The sequence below is a fragment of the Collinsella sp. AM31-2AC genome (assembly GCF_003469285.1).
In the GTDB taxonomy this organism is placed as follows: Bacteria; Actinomycetota; Coriobacteriia; order Coriobacteriales; family Coriobacteriaceae; genus Collinsella; species Collinsella aerofaciens_AT.
The window spans coordinates 228,688-245,407 of sequence record NZ_QSJB01000001.1; the positions used below are offsets into that span (position 1 = coordinate 228,688).

Genomic DNA, 16,720 nt, shown 5'->3' on the forward strand with positions numbered 1-16,720 from the left:
AAGGCGCCGATTTGGACACTTCTTTTCGCAGACGCGCGCTGCAACAGCGCTGCAGCTGAAACTTTTTGACACCGAAGGAGCGAAGACAATCCGCCCCGCGCTTACCGGCGGTATGCCGCGGGGGTGCAGCCATACTTGTCGTGAAACTTACGGTAGAAGAAGCTCATGTTTTCATAGCCCACCGCATGCGCAGCCGCCCCGGCCGTGGCGCCGCCGCGCAGAAGCTCGGCCGCACGTACCAGGCGTCGCTCCTGCACAAGCTGCCTAAAGGTCTTGCCCACATGCCGCTTGAGGAGCGCCGTCGCATAATTAGGGCTCAAGCCAAACTCCGCCGCCATCCCCTCGAGGGAGCATGCAGCGAATTCGCGATCGATATAGCCAAGCATTCCCGTCACCAGGGCAGTGGGCCCCGCTGCGCCGTCCGCCGCGCCGCGCACCAGCTCGCGCTCGTAGCAATCCATGAGCTCGGCCAAAAACAGCTGAAACAGACGCAAGACGATCTCGGGACCGTTGGGGCTCGGGTCGTACAGCTCGCAGAGCATCTCCTGCATGTAGCGCCGAATCCGACGGCTCTCGCCGCAATGAAAACGGACATGGCCCCGATGGTCCGTCTCGCTGTTGAGCGCGTTGAACAAAAACCGCGAGACCGCGCTCTCGCGCGAGAGGCTCGACTCGAGACTCCGGCGCAAAAAAGAGCGTGAAACGGTCATGCTCAGCATGATGTCGTCCTCACCAAGCGCCGCCACGGCATGCGGGCAGAGGGCGTCGAGCAAAAGCACCTCGTTGCGGCCCAGCTCGAGCCTCTCCCCCGCCACCGTCTGCGGGCAGCGTCCGCGATACACATAGCTCAGCTCCACGTAATCATGCACGTGCTCGGGAACTGCATTAAAGCGCGAGTTTTTCCTTATCGTCAGGCCACGCGGCATGCCGGGCTGGGCATAGGCAAACCCTGGCTGGCCAATCTTGCGCACTGGGCATCCGTCGATTTCGACATGCTCGGTCATAATCGACCAATCAAATGCCATGCCGTCTTTATAAGCGATCTCACTGGCGCTCAGTTCGTTGAGCCTACGCTCGAGCTCGTCGATCTCCATGGCTTGCCAATCGTTGATTTGGTCATAGTTCGTCGTGATTCAGATATTAGCAGAACGCGCCGACGCGTCCATAATCTGTGCTATGCAGCAGATCGATCGAGCCAAGGAGGATCCATGACCGCGTACTATCAGCAGGTGCTCGAGGGCACATACGACAACCACGTGCTTCCGTTTTTGTGGATGAAGGGCGAGAGCCATAAGACCATTGCCGAGTATCTGGAAAAGATCGCCGGCGCCGACATCCACGAGGTCTGTCTCGAAAGCCGCCCACACCCCGATTTTTGCGGCGAGGGCTGGTGGCGCGACTTGCGCTTTGTCATTGACGAGTGCAGGCAGCTGGGCCTTAAGCTCTGGATCTTGGACGACGCGCACTTCCCCACGGGCTTTGCCAACGGCGCCGTCAAGGAGGCCGTGCCCGAGCTCCGCAAGATCGTGCTCACGCACCGCACGTTCGACATCGTGGGCCCCACGTCCGCCGCGAGCATCGCGCTCGCCAACATGCTCGACAAAACGGAGCGCTTCTACGGCGTGACATTTATGCAGGACGGCAGCCCCGTCGACGTCGCTTACCGAGTAATCGACGATGCAGACGGCAACCCCAGCCGCCTGGTCTTCGATGCACCTGCGGGCCTCACGCAGGCATGCGTGATGTTCACGAGCGGCAAGACCTCCTACAACGAGGACTACATCAATATGGTCGACCGCGCCTCGGTGGCGCAGCTCATCGATGCTGTCTACGAGCCGCATTTTGAGCATCTGGGCGATGAGTTTGGCAAGACCATCTTGGGCTTTTTCTCCGATGAGCCCGGATTTGCCAACGAGAAGGGCACCACGGGCCCCGATGGCATCTCGGACACGCTCATCGGCAAGGCCACCGCGCCCCTACCCTGGTCGGCCGAGCTTGAGCGTCGCCTGCGCGCGGCACTGGGCGAGCGCTACCTGGCCGAGCTCCCGCACCTGTGGGACCGCGAGCCGGCCGGCGCGCACGTACGCCACGTCTATATGGACATCGCGAGCACCCTCTATAAGGAGTGCTTCTGCGACCAGCTCGGAGACTGGTGCCGCGCGCGCGGCGTGCAGTACATCGGCCACGTTATCGAGGACAAGGACTGCCACGCGCGCCTGGGCGTGGGCGCCGGGCACTACTTCCGCGCCGTGGGCGGTCAGGACATGGCGGGCGTCGACATCGTGATCAACCAGCTGGTACCCGGCATGGACCGCGGCCTTCACAGCTACGGACGCGGCGTGTGGGACCTCGAGTTCTATAACTACGTGCTGCCCAAGCTGGGCTCCTCGGCAGCACACCTCGACCCCAAAAAGCAGGGGCGCTGCATGGCCGAGGTCTTTGGCGCATTTGGATGGCACGAAGGCCTACGCGAGATGAAGTGGATCGCCGATCATTTTTTGGTGCGCGGCGTCAATTGGTTTGTGCCGCATGCCTTTAGCATGGCCGCCTTCCCCGACTGGGACTGCCCGCCGCATTTCTATGCGCATGGCCAAAACCCCCAGTTTGCACACTTTGGGCAGCTTATGAGCTACATGAACCGTACGGCGAGCCTGCTGAGCGGCGGGCGCGCAACGACCCCGGTGGCGCTTCTCTACCATGCGGACGCCGAGTGGGCAGGCGAGGCGAACTTTATGCAGCATGCCGCCTCCGAGCTTATGCGCGCGCAGGTCGACTTTGACATCGTGCCGGCAGAGGCATTTGAGGACGCAGGGCGCTATGCCGTTGAAATTGCCGCAGACGGTAGCGGCTTTAGCGTGAACGGCCAGGCATACCGCTGCCTGGTGATGCCCGGAGCCGAGTTTGTCGGCGAAGCCGTGCTCGACTTTGCCGCGCGTGCCGCAGCCGCAGGTGTTGCCGTGTACGCGCTGGATGAGTTGCCGAACAAGCGCTACGACGGTGACACTGCAGGTCGCGAGGGCTTTGCCTCCCTGGATGCAACCGCGCTCGCCGGCATCAAACTCCTGGCGACCACCGGGCTCGCAGGCACACTTGCCAATACCGGCATGCAGACCGTGGTTTGCGCCGAGCCCCAGCCCTGGCTGCGCGCACTGCGCTACGAGCGGGCGGGCGAGAGCTATCTGATGCTCGTCAACGAGCATCCCAAGCAGGGTATCTCCACTCAGGTTGCGCTTGCCGACGGCACACCCGTTGCAGGCGCGCGCCTCGACCTGCTCAACGGCACCGAGCCCGCCGCCTTTGACGGCACGCTCGAGTTGGCTCCCTACGAGAGCTGCATCGTGGTCCTTGGGGCTACAGGTTCCGCCGGCGCGGCAACCGTTGGAGACGAAGCCGCATGCATCGACGGGCCCTGGGCGGTTGCCTTCTCTGCCCCTGGCACCGATGCCTTTGGCGAGCCTGTTGAGCTTGCAGACCTGCACGACCTTTCCTCGGCCGAGTTCCCCGGCAAGGCCGGCACATTCCGCTACCAGGCCTCCTTTGTCCTGGGCGAAGCGGTCACCAGCACCGTCATCGACCTTGGCGAGGTCTTTGAGACCGCAACCGTCGCCCTCGACGGCAAATCCCTCGGCACCCGTATCTGTCCGCCTTACCGCTTTGAGGTCGGCGCGCTTTTGGCCGGTGAGCACGCGCTTACGATCGACATCATCAACACCCTCGATCACGCCGTCCCCGACATATTCGGCATGACCGAGCCCTCCGAGCCCAGCGGCCTCTTGGGGCCCGTACGTGTGCTCGGGTAACGCCCCGGGCGCAAACGGCCCAACAAGGACAGTGCCCCCATGTTGAGCCCGCACGGCGTCGAGCGGTCCGTCGTTCATAGACCGGCGGACCAAAACTCCCAGCCAAGCCGAACGTTTTATTTATCGTTATGATTGGTTTATCGCGACGCAAACGCATAGGAGCCATATGGATATCAGGCGAAAGATCACGCAGGGCAAAAGCCTCACCCCCACCGAGCAACAACTTGGGCAAACGGCCCTCGCCATGGGCGAGGATGTGCGCGGGCTTTCCATTAAGGAATTTGCCGCGTGCGCCAACGTTTCGGTCGCGAGCGTGCACCGCTTTTGCAAAAAGCTCGGCCTCGAGGGATTCAAAGACCTCAAGGTCGAGCTCATCCGCCAGGCGACCGAGGCGGGCAATCGGCGCGACGTGGACATCAACTTTCCCTTCGATGCCACCTCCACCCCCGCACAGGTAATGGAGCGCATGGAGGGGCTCTACCAGACCACCTTGGCCGAAACGCAGGAACTGCTCGACCCCGCACAGCTCGACTACGCCGCCAAGCTCGTCATGCGCGCCGACACCGTGGACATCTACACGGGCTCGCATAACCTGTATCCAGCGGGAATGTTCCGCGATCGCTTGCTTTCCGCCGGTAAAAGCGCGACGTGCTACGGCAGCGTCGAGGCGCAGGTGCGTACGGCGCTCGCCTCGGGCCCCGACCATGTGGCGATTGTCATCTCCTACAGCGGCCTTGCCCCCAACCTCAGGGAGATCTTGCCGATCCTCAGCAGTCGACGCGTCCCGGTCATCGTCATCGGCACACCGTACTGCGCCCGCATTCACCCCGGCTTTGCCGCCTATCTCATGGTGAGCGACCACGAGAGTATGACGCACCGCATCACGCAGTTCGCCAGCCACATCGCCGTGCAATACGTGCTCGATTCGCTCTACAGCAGCTACTTTGCCAAAGATTACGCCCGCTGTTCCGAGTTCCTCGAGCGGTCGTTTCCCTACACCCGCCTGCCCGGGCTCAAGTAACGACGAGCGTGGATTTTTGGACACTCAGATAACGAGCGTGGATAATCTCCCACTTTGAGCCCGCACACAGGCCAAAACCGGGAGATTATCCACGCTCATTTTGGGTCCCCTGGGAAACGCATAAGGAGGGCGGATAGACAGCCGTTATTTGCGAGGCGTCAGCGACGTAAAGAGCCCGTGTTGGTTGCAGTAAAGATATATCCTGCCGCGCCCGGTAATATGGAAGCGCGGCTGCACCGATTGCTCTGGATAGAGCTTCTTAAAGCAGACGCCGTCCATAGTCGCATATGCCACAAAGCTAATGTAGTGATCCTTGGTCATGGGATGATCGAGCGTGACGTACCAATCGTCCTCGATGCGCTCGATGGAAAAGGCGTGGTCCGCGTCCGGCTCTTCGGCCTCCTGGGGAAACATCGTGGAGCCACAGCAGCTAAAGCTGCCTTCTCCGAGCGCGTGCACAACGTTTCCGCAGATAGGGCAAACGTAAAAGACGCCTTTGAGCATATTGCCTGCACGGTTGGCGTTGGCCCGAATGTCACCAGCCAAAAGCTCAGCCACGCTTATGCCGAGTCTCTGGGCCAAAGGCTCAACGAGGGAAATGTCGGGAAGGCCGCGGCCGGATTCCCACTTGCTGACGGCTTTATCGGTCACACCAAGGCTTTCCGCCAGGGCGCGCTGGGTGAGGCCGCGCTCTTCGCGCAGCTGCTTAATGGCATGCGCTGCCAAAAAAGTATGGGAGGCATTGGTTTGCCGTGTCTGGTTCATGGGCTGTCCAATCAAATTGAAGAAATGGAGTGAACCGGTTCGACAGTCAGTATCCATTTGAAGGCCAGGCTCGACAACCTACGCTGCGTAGACATGCGCCAATCGAACGAGCGCGGATTTTGGACGCTCATCCTAAGTAGTCATTTAAGAACGTCCCCAATGACTACATCAGGAGTGTCCCCAGATGCCGCATCGCCAGCAACGGGAGTGCCGATGTCTTGGCAACGACAGCGAGCGGGCCGCATTTGAGACAAGGTGACGTGAAACGAAAGGGCGCTGACCTTCTGGTCGCGCCCTTGAAGTTGAACGTCAGATTGTCCAAATGCGGCCCGCGCAGCGTCGGCCGGTTACGGCGTTTGGTAAAACGCCGTAACCTACTTAACTCCGTACTGCTCGTAGTAGGCGTCGATAGCGGCCTTGAGCTCGTCATCGATGACGACCTTGCCGTCGATCTCGTGGTTGTAGAGGGTCTCGACGACCTCGGCCATGGAGACGATGCTCGCGACGGGGAAACCGTACTTGGCCTCGATCTCCTTCTGCGCGGTGGTCACGCCACCCTTGCCGACCTCCATGCGGTTGAGGGAAACGATAAGGCCCTTGATCTCGACATCGGCAGCAGCCTTGACCTTGGGGTAGGTCTCGTCGATGGACTTGCCGGAGGTGGTGACATCCTCGACCATAATCACGCGGTCGCCGTCCTGGGGCTCATAGCCCAAAAGGTTGCCCTTGTCGGCACCGTGGTCCTTGGCCTCCTTGCGGTCACAGCAGTACTTGACCTCCTTGCCGTACAGCTCGTGGTAGGCAATGGCGGTCACGACGGCCAGCGGAATGCCCTTGTAGGCCGGTCCAAACAGCACGTCGAAGTCGTCGCCAAAGTTATCGTGAATGGCCTGGGCGTAATACTCGCCCAGCTTCTTGAGCTGATAGCCCGTCACGTAAGCGCCGGCGTTCATAAAGAACGGGGACTGACGGCCGCTCTTGAGCGTAAAGCTGCCGAACTTAAGAACATCGGACTCGACCATAAACTTGATGAACTCTTGCTTGTAAGCCTCCATGCGGGCTCCTCTCGTAATCGCGTACGTGTCTTCCAGTTTAGCGCAGGCAAGGCGCGTTGCGGGCGCGCTTTGGGGCCTCAGCATTCTGTAAAGGCTTTGTCAGGGGCAATGGTTTTCCAAACAAAGGGGTTGACACGGCAAACCCCCTCATCAAAAATACGGGCGGATTAAAACGGGTACGAGATACCCAAAGCGCGCCGCGCCCGGCCTTAAGGGGGTGTGCCATGGAAGGCAGCCATAGTCGAAAAACCTGCATGTCGCCCTCGGCACGCCGCGAGGATTCCGCGCACGCATAAGCGCCACTAACCGATCGTCAAAACCACCACAAAGGTGCCTGTCCCTTTGTGGTGGTTTGAAAGCATGACGTGAGCGACATCTAGGTTTTTTGAAGCAAATACGACACGTACGCTAACTCCCTTCAACAAGGAGGACCCTATGCTGATGCTCAAAACCGCCACGGTACTCGAAGCCATCTCCAAGCGCCGCCGCACGGCGCGCCCCGCCGCTCGCGCCGGCATGTCCAAGAACATCATATTCGCCGCCACCCATAGCGCCGAGGACGCCCTCGTGCTGCTCGACGCCACGGCCGACGGACTCACTGCCGAGCATGCCGCCGAGCGCCTGAACGCCGTCGGCCCCAACACCATCGAGGCGCCGACCAAGACGCTTGTGCGCCGCATCGCCGACGCGTTCATCGATCCCTTCGCCGGCATCCTCGCCGCGCTCGCGCTGGTCTCGCTCTACATCGACGTGCTCGCCGTACCCGAGCCCCAGCGCGATCCCTCCACGGTCATCGTCATCGGCATCATGCTGCTGGTATCGGGCAGCATGAAGTTTATCCAGGAGGCTCGCAGCGGCAATGCGGCCGAGGCCCTCAAGGGCCTGGTCTCCAACACCTGCTGTGCCCTGCGCGACGGCGAGCGTATCGAGATTCCCTTTGACGATCTCGTCCCCGGCGATGTAATCCGTCTCTCTGCCGGCGATATGGTGCCGGCCGATGCCCGCATCATCACCGCGCGCGACCTGTTTGTGATCGAGTCCGCACTCACCGGCGAGAGCGAGGCCGTCGAAAAGACCGCTGCCATCACCGTCGCCGAGGGTGCCGGCAGCTCCGCGATGCCGCTCTCTGCCTGCAAAAACATCGTCTTTACCGGCACCTCCGTGCAAAACGGCACCGCTATAGCACTTGTCGTTGCCACCGGCTCGGACACCTACCTGGGCGGCATCGCCAAGATGCTCAACGGGCGCGGCGAGAAGAGCGCGTTTGACCGCGGCGTCTCGAGCGTCTCCATGCTGCTCGTACGCCTTATGCTCGTTATGGCGCCGGCCGTCTTTGCCATCAACGCCGCCACCAAGGGCAACGTCATCGACGCGCTGCTGTTCGCCACGAGCGTGGCCGTGGGCATCACGCCGCAGATGCTTCCCGTCATCGTGACCACGAGCCTGTCGCAGGGCGCCAAGGACCTCGCCCGCCGCCAGGTTATCGTCAAGGAGCTGCCGGCGATCCAAAACCTCGGTGCCATGGATGTCCTGTGCTGTGACAAGACCGGCACCCTCACCGAAGACCGCATCGTGCTCGAGCGCTACCTCAACACCGACGGCAACGAGGACGCACGCGTGCTGCGCCATGCGTTTTTGAACAGCTTCTTCCAGACCGGCCTCAAAAACCTTATCGACCTGGCCGTCATCGACCGTGCCGACGTGACGCCCTCGACTGTCGCGCCCGACTCCACGCTGGGCCAGAGCCTGCGCGACCGCTATACCAAGGTCGACGAGGTGCCCTTCGATTTCTCACGCCGTCGCCTGAGCGTAGTCGTCGCCGACGCCCAGGGCAAAACCCAGATGGTTACCAAGGGAGCTGCCGAGGAAATGCTCGAGATTTGCTCCTTTGTCGAGGTTGACTGTGTCGCCCAGCCGCTCAGCGAAAATAAGCTCGCCCAGATTCGCAAGCAAGTCGCCGAACTCAATGCCGAGGGCCTGCGCGTGATCGCCGTGGCGCAAAAGACCAATCCGCGCTGCGTGGGTGAGTTTGGCATCGCCGACGAGTGCGACATGGTGCTGATGGGCTTTTTGGCCTTCCTCGATCCGCCCAAGGCAAGTGCCGCCGGCGCCGTCGCCACCCTCGAGGCCAAGGGCGTGGCGGTCAAGGTCTTAACCGGCGACAACGACCGCGTGGCCGCCACCGTCTGCGAGCAGATCGGCATCGACGCGAGTAACGTCTTGCTGGGCTCCGAGATCGATGCGCTCGACGACGCCGAGCTTGCCGAGCGCGCTGAGAAAACTCATCTCTTTGCCAAACTCTCGCCGCTGCAGAAGGCGCGCCTGGTGCGCGTCATGCGCGAGCTGCTCGGTCACACCGTGGGCTTTATGGGCGACGGCATCAACGACGCCGCCGCCATGCGCGCGAGCGACTGCGGTATCTCGGTCGATTCCGCCGTCGACATCGCCAAGGAATCCGCCGATATCATCTTGCTCCAGAAGGATCTGGGCGTGCTCGAGCGCGGCGCCATCGAAGGCCGTCGCACCTACGGCAACCTGCTCAAGTACCTCAAGACCACGGTGAGCTCCAACTTTGGCAACGTGCTATCCGTGACCGTCGCGAGCCTGTTCTTGCCGTTTTTGCCCATGAGCGCGCTGCAGCTGGTGCTGCTGTCGCTGGTCTACGAGATCGTGTGCATCGCGCTGCCGTGGGACACCGTCGACGACGCCTGGACCGCCCGCCCGCGCGCCTGGGACGCCGCGTCCATCAAGGGCTTCATGCTCGAGTTGGGTCCCGTGAGCTCGCTGTTTGACATCGCGACCTTCGTCGTCCTCTTCTTTGTGGTATGCCCCGCCGCCGTGGGCGCAAGCTGGTCCGAGCTTGCCGCCGCGGGCAACGTCGCAGGCATGACGGCCTTTGCAGCACTCTTCCAGAGCGGCTGGTTTGTCGAGTCCATGTGGTCGCAGACACTCGTAATCCACATGCTGCGCTCCCCGCGCCTGCCGAGCGCGCGCGACCACGCCGCGCCCGCGCTGTGCGCCCTCACCGTGCTGGGCCTGGCGCTCGTCACCTGGCTGCCGGCAAGCCCCGTCGCCGATGCGCTGGGCCTCATGCCGCTGCCGCCGAGCTTCTTCGCGCTGCTCATCGGCATCGTCACCGCCTACATCGCGCTCACCCAGCTGGCAAAGCGCCGCCACATTGCCCGCCACGGCGAGCTACTGTAGCGCCCGAATTGTGGCGCGCGACCCATCAGGCGGTCAAAAAGTCCCGTCTCAAGTTAAACCACTCATTTAAGTACGTCCCCAATGAGTGCGGCGGAATGGCTCCCCTTGACAGCTTAAAGCCGTCATGCAGGAACCATTCCGTCGCAGCCTTATGAAAGGGACTGGGTTGTAAATGTTGGAGAAGAGCCGTTAGCGCCCAGGGGTCAGGATCACCAGGGCGTCGTGCTCAAAGGGATGCTGAGCCACGCGCACGGTGCCGTCACCGTTGTCGCGAACGGGCAGCTTGGCGACGCGCTTGTCTTCCATGTCGAGAACCGTCGCCGTCCAGCCACGCGCGCCGTCGAGCTTAAACTTGAGCGCCGTGGTGCGCGGCAGGTACGTGACGACGCGATCGCCAACGCGCGCCACACGAATGGCCTCGCGCGCGTCATCGAGGAGCTCCTGCGCCGGAACCACGGCAAGTGCGTCGTCGCCAGCCGTAGCACCCAGGCCGGCAAGCACATGCTCGATCGCGCCAAAGTCCCAAACGCCCGCAAACTGCAGACACTCCTGCCAGCGGAACGGCATATCGAAGCCCTCGCCCAGCACCGAGCCCTGGCTCTTGCTAGTCTGCCAGTTCCAAACACCGTGCGCGCCATAGGTCACACCCGCGCTGGCGCCGGCAAGGATCGACGACCACACACTCGCGCGGCAGTCCTGCGCGGTGAAGCGCCAGTACACATTGCGCGACGCACCCATCTGCTCGTAACAAGGCTCAGAGTTGACCATCGGCTTTTTGGGATAGTTGGCGATAAAGTCCTGCGGCAAGTGCCAAGCCTCGGGCTGGCCCTCGTAGTTGTGGCCGGGCTGGAACATGTAGAAGTCCAAGCGGTCCAGGTACCGTGCCGGGATGGTGCGGTTGCCGCGGTTGATATGCATGGTGCGCAACGCCTCGGGCGCGCGATTGACGACTTCGTCGAGGGCATCCTCGTAATAGGCGATCGCCTCGTCGCTGGTAAAGTCGGTATCGCCCGTCACCACGTAAACGGGGTCGAACTCACCCAGGTTCTCGACGACGCGGGCAACGTGGGCACGGACCTCCTCGCGCGGCATAACCTCGGCACCGCAATGCTCGGCAATCTTGGCGCCCCAGGTACCGGGCACGTAGTTGCACCACATAAGCACGAGTGCCGGACGAATGCCGTGCTCGACGGCAGCGCGACACATGGCGGCGGCACGATCCCAGTACGCTTGGTTGGGTCGGGACCAATCAAAATGCACGCCATCCTCGCTGGCATAGGGCCAAATGCCCAGATCGGGGCAGCAGCGATCCCACTGCGGCAGCGTGTTGATCTGCAGCACGTTCATGCCCTGCTCGGCGCGACGGGTCAGATAGTAGTCCCAATCGGCCTCGGCAATGCTCGTAAACGCGCTCCAGCACGTATCGGCAAACCAAAAGAACGGTTTGCCCTCGCACAAAAAGCCATCCTGGCGACCGTTGACGGTCAGCGTTCCCAAACTCATCTGCATGTCCTTTCGTTCGATAAAGGATTTGCGAACCGCCGGAAACTTTCGCGGTAACCCCGCGCGAAAGCCCCCGCCGCTTGGCAAACCCTCGCGGGCGAATCTCACCCGCCCCCCATCAGTCTACCTTGCAAGAAGGGCCCCGCCGGGCTTGCGCCTGACGGGGCCCTGTCGTGTAGGTGAGGTCATATGCAACCGAATGGTTTGGCCTTAGGCCTCCATCTCGGCGAGTTCCTCCTTGGAGAAGCCGCAGGCAAAGACGACGGCAGCGGCGATGACAAAGGAGATTGCCATACCAACGATAGCCCAGACGGTGTTCATCTGGCCACCCTGCAGGTAGTTGGTGAAGACCAGGAAGTTGGAGGCACCGCCTGCGAGGTAGTAGGTAACACCCATGAGGCCGGAGAACACAGCGCCGATAGCACCGCCGATGAACATGCCAAACATGGTGCGACGGAAGCGCATGAGGATGCCGAAGAGCGCGGGCTCGGTGACGCCGCCGGCGATGGCGGAGATGACGTAACCGATGGCGAGAGACTTCTCGTCGGGGTTCTTCATCTTGAGGAAGGCACCGAAGGCGCAGCCCCAGACAGCGGCCATAGCGCAGTTGGTGGAAACGAAGACGAAGGGATCGTAACCGGCAGCGATGATCTGAACCTGGGCGAGCAGGATGACGGGCATGTGCATGCCGCAGACCACGAAGAGCTGCCAGAAGGCGCCGAGGATGGCCATGACGATCAGGATGCCGATGCCGCCAAGGTCAGCAAGGCCGAAGAGGGCGTTGGCGATCAGCGTACCGATCTCGTTGCCGATCGGAGCGAGGACGATGAAGGCAATGGGGATCGTGACGATCATGGTGCAGAACGGCGTGAAGACCGTGGACAGCACGTCGGGCATAACCTTCTTAAAGAACTTCTCGATGAAGTACAGGACGGGCACCGAAAGGATGATCGGCAGGACGGACTGCTGGTAGTTGGCAGCGGCGATCTGGATGCCGTAGACGGAGATGATTCCGCCGCCCTCCTGGGTGGCGACGCTCACCACGGAAGGAGCCATGAGGGCGCCACCGAGCAGCATGCCGAGCACCGGGCTGGCGCCGAGCTTCTTAGCGGCGGCATAACCCAGGTAGATGGGGATAAAGGTGAACGTGGCCTCGTACAGCGTGGTGTAGAGGAACGTATAGGTCGGGTCGTCGGCCGAGAGCACACCGAGCATGGTGGGGCCGAGGACGGCCGCGATGGTACGGAACAGACCACCGGCCATGAGCAGCGGGATGAGCTGGGTCATGGAGCCCGACAGATAGTCGAGGATGATGTTAGGCAGGTTCTTGAGCTCGAACTTCTCCTTGGGAGCGTCGAGGTTCTCGTTGACCGCCTCGCCCTGTTTGACGCCGGAGATGGCGACGAACTCGGCGAGCACCTTGGGCACGTTCTGGCCGATGATGACCTGGAGCTGGGCGCCGGCGAACTGGCAACCCAGAACACCCTTGACCTTCTTGATCTTCTCCACGTCGACCTTGTTGTTATCCTTGAGCGTCAGACGCAGGCGCGTCATGCAGTTGGTGGCAACGGAAACATTCTCCGCGCCGCCCACGAGCTCGAGGACATCGGTGGCAATCTGCTTGTTATCTACTGCCATGGGACCCCTCCCCATATCTTCGTGTGCCAGCCCCCTTGGGCTTAGGCACGCCTTTGGCCCGGCGACTATAACCCCTTACGGTTGCCGGACCCTTGGATACGCTGTCGTAAACAAAGTGTTTACTGAACGTTTACGGGCTTTAGTTTACACGGAGCGCCTCATTTGTGGCAATTTTACCGTGCAGAGTCCGGCGAACGGTAGGAAATCGGGGGTGAACGTATTCCAATGGCGGGAGATAGTCTCTTTGACTGTCTATTGATAAATGGCTCTTTACGTGGGCTTTTATTTTGATAAACACCTCTATGACCTGTTAACTCATCAACAGAAGCCCTGCTAGAAGCTAGTAAACATATGTTTAGTAGTTCATGGCGTGTTAAATTTTGCCGTTTACCGAGTTTATCAGCTTGTTCTGCAATTCTGGATTAAACTAAACATGTTTAGATTGTATTGCCGCTTTTGTTTCCCACTAGCGGCGCAAGGGAGGCAGCTCATGGAACTCAAATTGTGTACCTACGCAACCGTCACCACCTTGGGCGACTTTGGCCCCTGGATCAGCAAGGTCGTACTCGACCTGCCCTGCACCGTGCGCGCCAACGACATCGACGCGAACACCTTCCATATATATGTAGAGCGTCACGAACGCTCGGGCGAAGTTCTGATGCGCAAGGAGCGCGGCGCCGACCATGCCGCGCCCTCCGTGGGTTACATCGACGTTCTCGCCGCATATCCGTGCGACGAAAACGGACGTAAGCTCGCCGTGGGCACCCATGTGGCGCTCGAGGTCGCCGAGCAGCGCCTGACCAAGACCATCGAAGGCGGCGTCATGGGCTCGCGCATGCTCGATGACCAGCTGCGCATCACGCAGCTCGCGGCTCTTCCCGGCAACGACGGCGACGATCCCACCTGCGGCCTGGTCTTCGACACCTGCCGTGGCGATATCTGCCCTGCGCTCAAAGGCTGGAGCAACGACACGCAAAAGACCGCCGTCGACGGTATCGCGCTCGAATACGGCTTCTTTGAGCCCAGCTTTAAGGCCGAGGACTCGGCATGCTTCAACCCCTTTGCGCCCGAGGCCACGGCCGTGCCCCAAAAGGCACCGCTCGTGGTGTATCTGCACGGCGCCGGCGAGGGCAAGGGCGCCACGCAGGGCGAAGGCGCCACGCGCGCCTATATCGGCAACCGCGTGACGGCCATCAGCCAGGCGCAGATCCAGCGCTACTTTGGCGGCTTTGCCTGGGTGCTCGTGCCGCAGTCGCCCACGTTTTGGATGGACAACGGCGTCGAGCAGCTTGGTCACTCCAACCAGAGCATCTACTCCCCCGTGCTCAAGGCACTTATCGATGAGTTTGTCGCCGAGCATGCCGACCGCATCGACACCGACCGCATCGTGGTCGCCGGTCTTTCCAACGGCGGCTTTATGACCCTGCGCCTGTGCGCCGACTACCCCGATTTCTTCGCCGCGGGCCTTCCCTGCTGCGCCCCGTGGTACAACGCCACGGACGAGGACGTAGCCGCGCTCGCCAAGACGCCGCTGTGGTTTACGCACTCCAAGGGCGACGAGCTCGTGTGCCCGCAGCAGACCGTGCTGCCGCTGTTCGCGCGCCTGCGCGATGCCGGCGCCAACGTGCATCTCACCTACTTTAGCCATGTCGAGGACCTGACCGGCGTGTATCGCGAGGCCGACGGCTCGGCCAAGAAGACGTTCAACCACGGCGTGTGGATCCACCAATTCAACGACCTGTGTTATCAAGACTTCGACGGGGGCAACGTACTCATCGACGGCGAGCCGGTGGGCTGCTGGGAGTGGTCGGCCAGGGTCGACCGCTAAGCCCTCCCATCGCGGGGACCGGGGTTTAGTCTTGCAAACGTCCTCGGGCATGCATGGGCTGGCGCTTTGCGCTTCGCGCTGCGCCTGCCCATGCCCCCTGCGGAATGTTTGCAAGACTAAACCCCGGTCTCCGCTGCGTTGACGTTGCTGTGACCCTGGCCGGCCGCTTCTAGCGGGCCGCCGGGTCGGTGGCGATGGGGGCATGGGTCCCGTCTTGCCTTGCGCGTAACTGGCTGAATTGATTTTGATTGGAGCTGTTCCTATGTCCCAGAAGTTGACTCGGGTGATTGTTACCACTGATATGGAAGTCGATGATATGAACTCGCTTGTTCATTTGGCTCTGTATCTCAACTTGCTTGATGTTCAGGCTGTGGTGTATACGGCTTCGCAGTATCACTTTCTTGGGGATGGGGTTCATACGCTCGGCGAGGTGAATTCGCATTGGCGGACCAAAGGGCGGCGCTCTTATGAGTGGGCTGTTGTGCCTCATGAGCCCGATCCGCTAGCCGGCGAGCTTCGTGAGTATCGGCCGTTTCCCGAGCATTGGATTGAGAGTCTCTGGAGTAATGAATATGCCCAGGCTTGGCCGCAGTTGCAAGCAAATGCGGCCGCTGCCGGTGAGCCGCCGTTTCCCACGCCCGCCCAGATGATCGAGCGCACCTTTGTGGGAAATGTTGCCTTTGAGGGTGATGTGACTGAGGAAACTGAGGGGTCTCGCGTAATTGCGCAGGCGATTCTGGATGATGATCCGCGTACGTTATGGTTGCTCAGCTGGGGTGGTATGAATACGATCGTTCGCGCCCTCATGAGTATTGCCGAGCGCTATCGCGCCACGCCCGAGTGGCCCGCCGTACGGCAGCGGGTCTATCAGAAGGTGCGCGTGATGGGCGTTGCCGATGGCGTGGGGCAGGACAACTCGTGGCTCGACCATGGACGCGAGCTCTTTCCCGAGCTCATCTTTTGGCGTACGCCCTATATGTATGGCAACTATTTCGACGCCAAAACAGCTCAGCCCGATACGCTGCCGCTGTTTAAGGCTCCTTGGCCTGAGCGGAATCTCACGCAGGGCAACGGACCCCTCATGGCACGCTATATGCTCTATGGCGATGGTAAGGTCTACGAAAACGAGCCCGAGCGCTTTCAGTTTGGCAAGCATGCCCGTCTGGATTGGGGCCTAGAAGGCAGGCCCGCGGTGCAGTTTGAGCGCGGCGACTTTATGGCCGAAGGCGACAGCATGACCTATATTCCGCTGCTTCCGTTTGGCCTGCGCGGTATCGACGACCGCGACTTCGATACGCTGCTGGGCCGCATGTTTTTTGATGGGCATCCCGATGCGAACGCGCCCGCCGGTTTTGCCTCCATCGGCACGCCCGCAGACGACAATCTCAATCCCTACCTGCGTGCCTATCAGGAAGACTTTGCCGCCCGCGCGCAATGGTGTGCCCATGATCCGGCAGCCTGCTCGCATCCGGCACATGTTGTCGAGGTCACGGCCGACCGCAGCGCCACAGCCGGCGAGCGCGTCGACCTTACAGCGACCATCGTCGACCCCGACGGCAAGGGCTTCGATGTGCATTGGGATGTCGCCGTGGACCCGTCGAGCTATGCAGGCGCCCAGGATCTGTCGCTGTGGCAAGAATGCACGGTAGACACCGCTTTCATCGTGCCCGCCGACGCGCGGCCCGGCGACCGCCTTGTGCTCACCCTTACCGTGCAGACGCGCGCCGAGCGCCCCTGCACCCGCTACGCCCAGGTCGCCGTGACTGTGGCATAGCAAGGGCGACGCCCACATTCGACAAAGAGTGTCCCCAGGCGCCAAACGAGCGGGGATTTTTGGACACCCAAATGACGAGAGGTAGCGTGCAGAGATGTGGTGTAAGAGGCGGGGCATGCCCCGCCTCCGCCC

10 protein-coding genes are annotated in these 16,720 nt (G+C 61.5%); 5 read left to right on the forward strand and 5 right to left on the reverse strand.

All coding sequences use genetic code 11. From position 1 onward, the window contains the following. Positions 1 to 101 precede the first annotated feature (101 nt). The gene (locus DW796_RS00960; protein ID WP_117817495.1) at positions 102 to 1,094 is read right to left on the reverse strand and encodes a helix-turn-helix domain-containing protein; all 993 of its coding nucleotides are present in this window, start codon (positions 1,092 to 1,094) and stop codon (positions 102 to 104) included. A 114-nt stretch (positions 1,095 to 1,208) separates the two neighbouring features. Between DW796_RS00960 and DW796_RS00965 the strand changes: the two genes are divergently transcribed. Both DW796_RS00965 and DW796_RS00970 read left to right on the forward strand, forming a co-directional pair. Then, positions 1,209 to 3,800: a glycosyl hydrolase gene (locus DW796_RS00965; protein ID WP_118093989.1), complete on the forward strand. Its 2,592-nt coding sequence runs from the start codon at positions 1,209 to 1,211 to the stop codon at positions 3,798 to 3,800. A gap of 166 nt (positions 3,801 to 3,966) precedes the next feature. Continuing rightward, the gene (locus tag DW796_RS00970) at positions 3,967 to 4,821 is read left to right on the forward strand and encodes a MurR/RpiR family transcriptional regulator (RefSeq protein WP_117839942.1); all 855 of its coding nucleotides are present in this window, start codon (positions 3,967 to 3,969) and stop codon (positions 4,819 to 4,821) included. A gap of 144 nt (positions 4,822 to 4,965) precedes the next feature. Here the strand turns inward: DW796_RS00970 and DW796_RS00975 are convergent, their stop codons facing one another. Both DW796_RS00975 and pyrE read right to left on the reverse strand, forming a co-directional pair. Beyond that, positions 4,966 to 5,586, reverse strand: coding sequence for a helix-turn-helix domain-containing protein (locus DW796_RS00975; protein ID WP_117839941.1), 621 nt, complete (start codon positions 5,584 to 5,586; stop codon positions 4,966 to 4,968). A 374-nt stretch (positions 5,587 to 5,960) separates the two neighbouring features. Beyond that, on the reverse strand, positions 5,961 to 6,641 hold the full coding sequence (pyrE, locus tag DW796_RS00980; RefSeq protein WP_117839940.1) for an orotate phosphoribosyltransferase: 681 nt from the start codon (positions 6,639 to 6,641) through the stop codon (positions 5,961 to 5,963). A 435-nt stretch (positions 6,642 to 7,076) separates the two neighbouring features. Here pyrE and mgtA point away from each other — a divergent pair, with 435 nt between their 5' ends. Continuing rightward, entirely contained in the window at positions 7,077 to 9,845 is a 2,769-nt protein-coding gene (gene mgtA, locus DW796_RS00985) for a magnesium-translocating P-type ATPase (protein WP_118093990.1), read from the forward strand. Between the two features lie 189 nt (positions 9,846 to 10,034). Here the strand turns inward: mgtA and DW796_RS00990 are convergent, their stop codons facing one another. Both DW796_RS00990 and DW796_RS00995 read right to left on the reverse strand, forming a co-directional pair. After that, complete coding sequence (locus DW796_RS00990; protein ID WP_117797390.1) at positions 10,035 to 11,348, reverse strand: DUF4038 domain-containing protein; 1,314 nt, start codon at positions 11,346 to 11,348, stop codon at positions 10,035 to 10,037. A gap of 210 nt (positions 11,349 to 11,558) precedes the next feature. Next, entirely contained in the window at positions 11,559 to 12,986 is a 1,428-nt protein-coding gene (locus DW796_RS00995) for a PTS transporter subunit EIIC (RefSeq protein ID WP_117797334.1), read from the reverse strand. Between the two features lie 490 nt (positions 12,987 to 13,476). On the opposite strand from DW796_RS00995, the gene DW796_RS01000 reads away from it, so the two are divergent. Further along, positions 13,477 to 14,814 (forward strand): prolyl oligopeptidase family serine peptidase, encoded by a 1,338-nt coding sequence (locus tag DW796_RS01000; protein ID WP_117766220.1) that lies wholly within the window; start codon positions 13,477 to 13,479, stop codon positions 14,812 to 14,814. Positions 14,815 to 15,076: 262 nt separating this feature from the next. After that, positions 15,077 to 16,588: a nucleoside hydrolase-like domain-containing protein gene (locus DW796_RS01005; RefSeq protein WP_118093991.1), complete on the forward strand. Its 1,512-nt coding sequence runs from the start codon at positions 15,077 to 15,079 to the stop codon at positions 16,586 to 16,588. Positions 16,589 to 16,720: the final 132 nt, after the last annotated feature.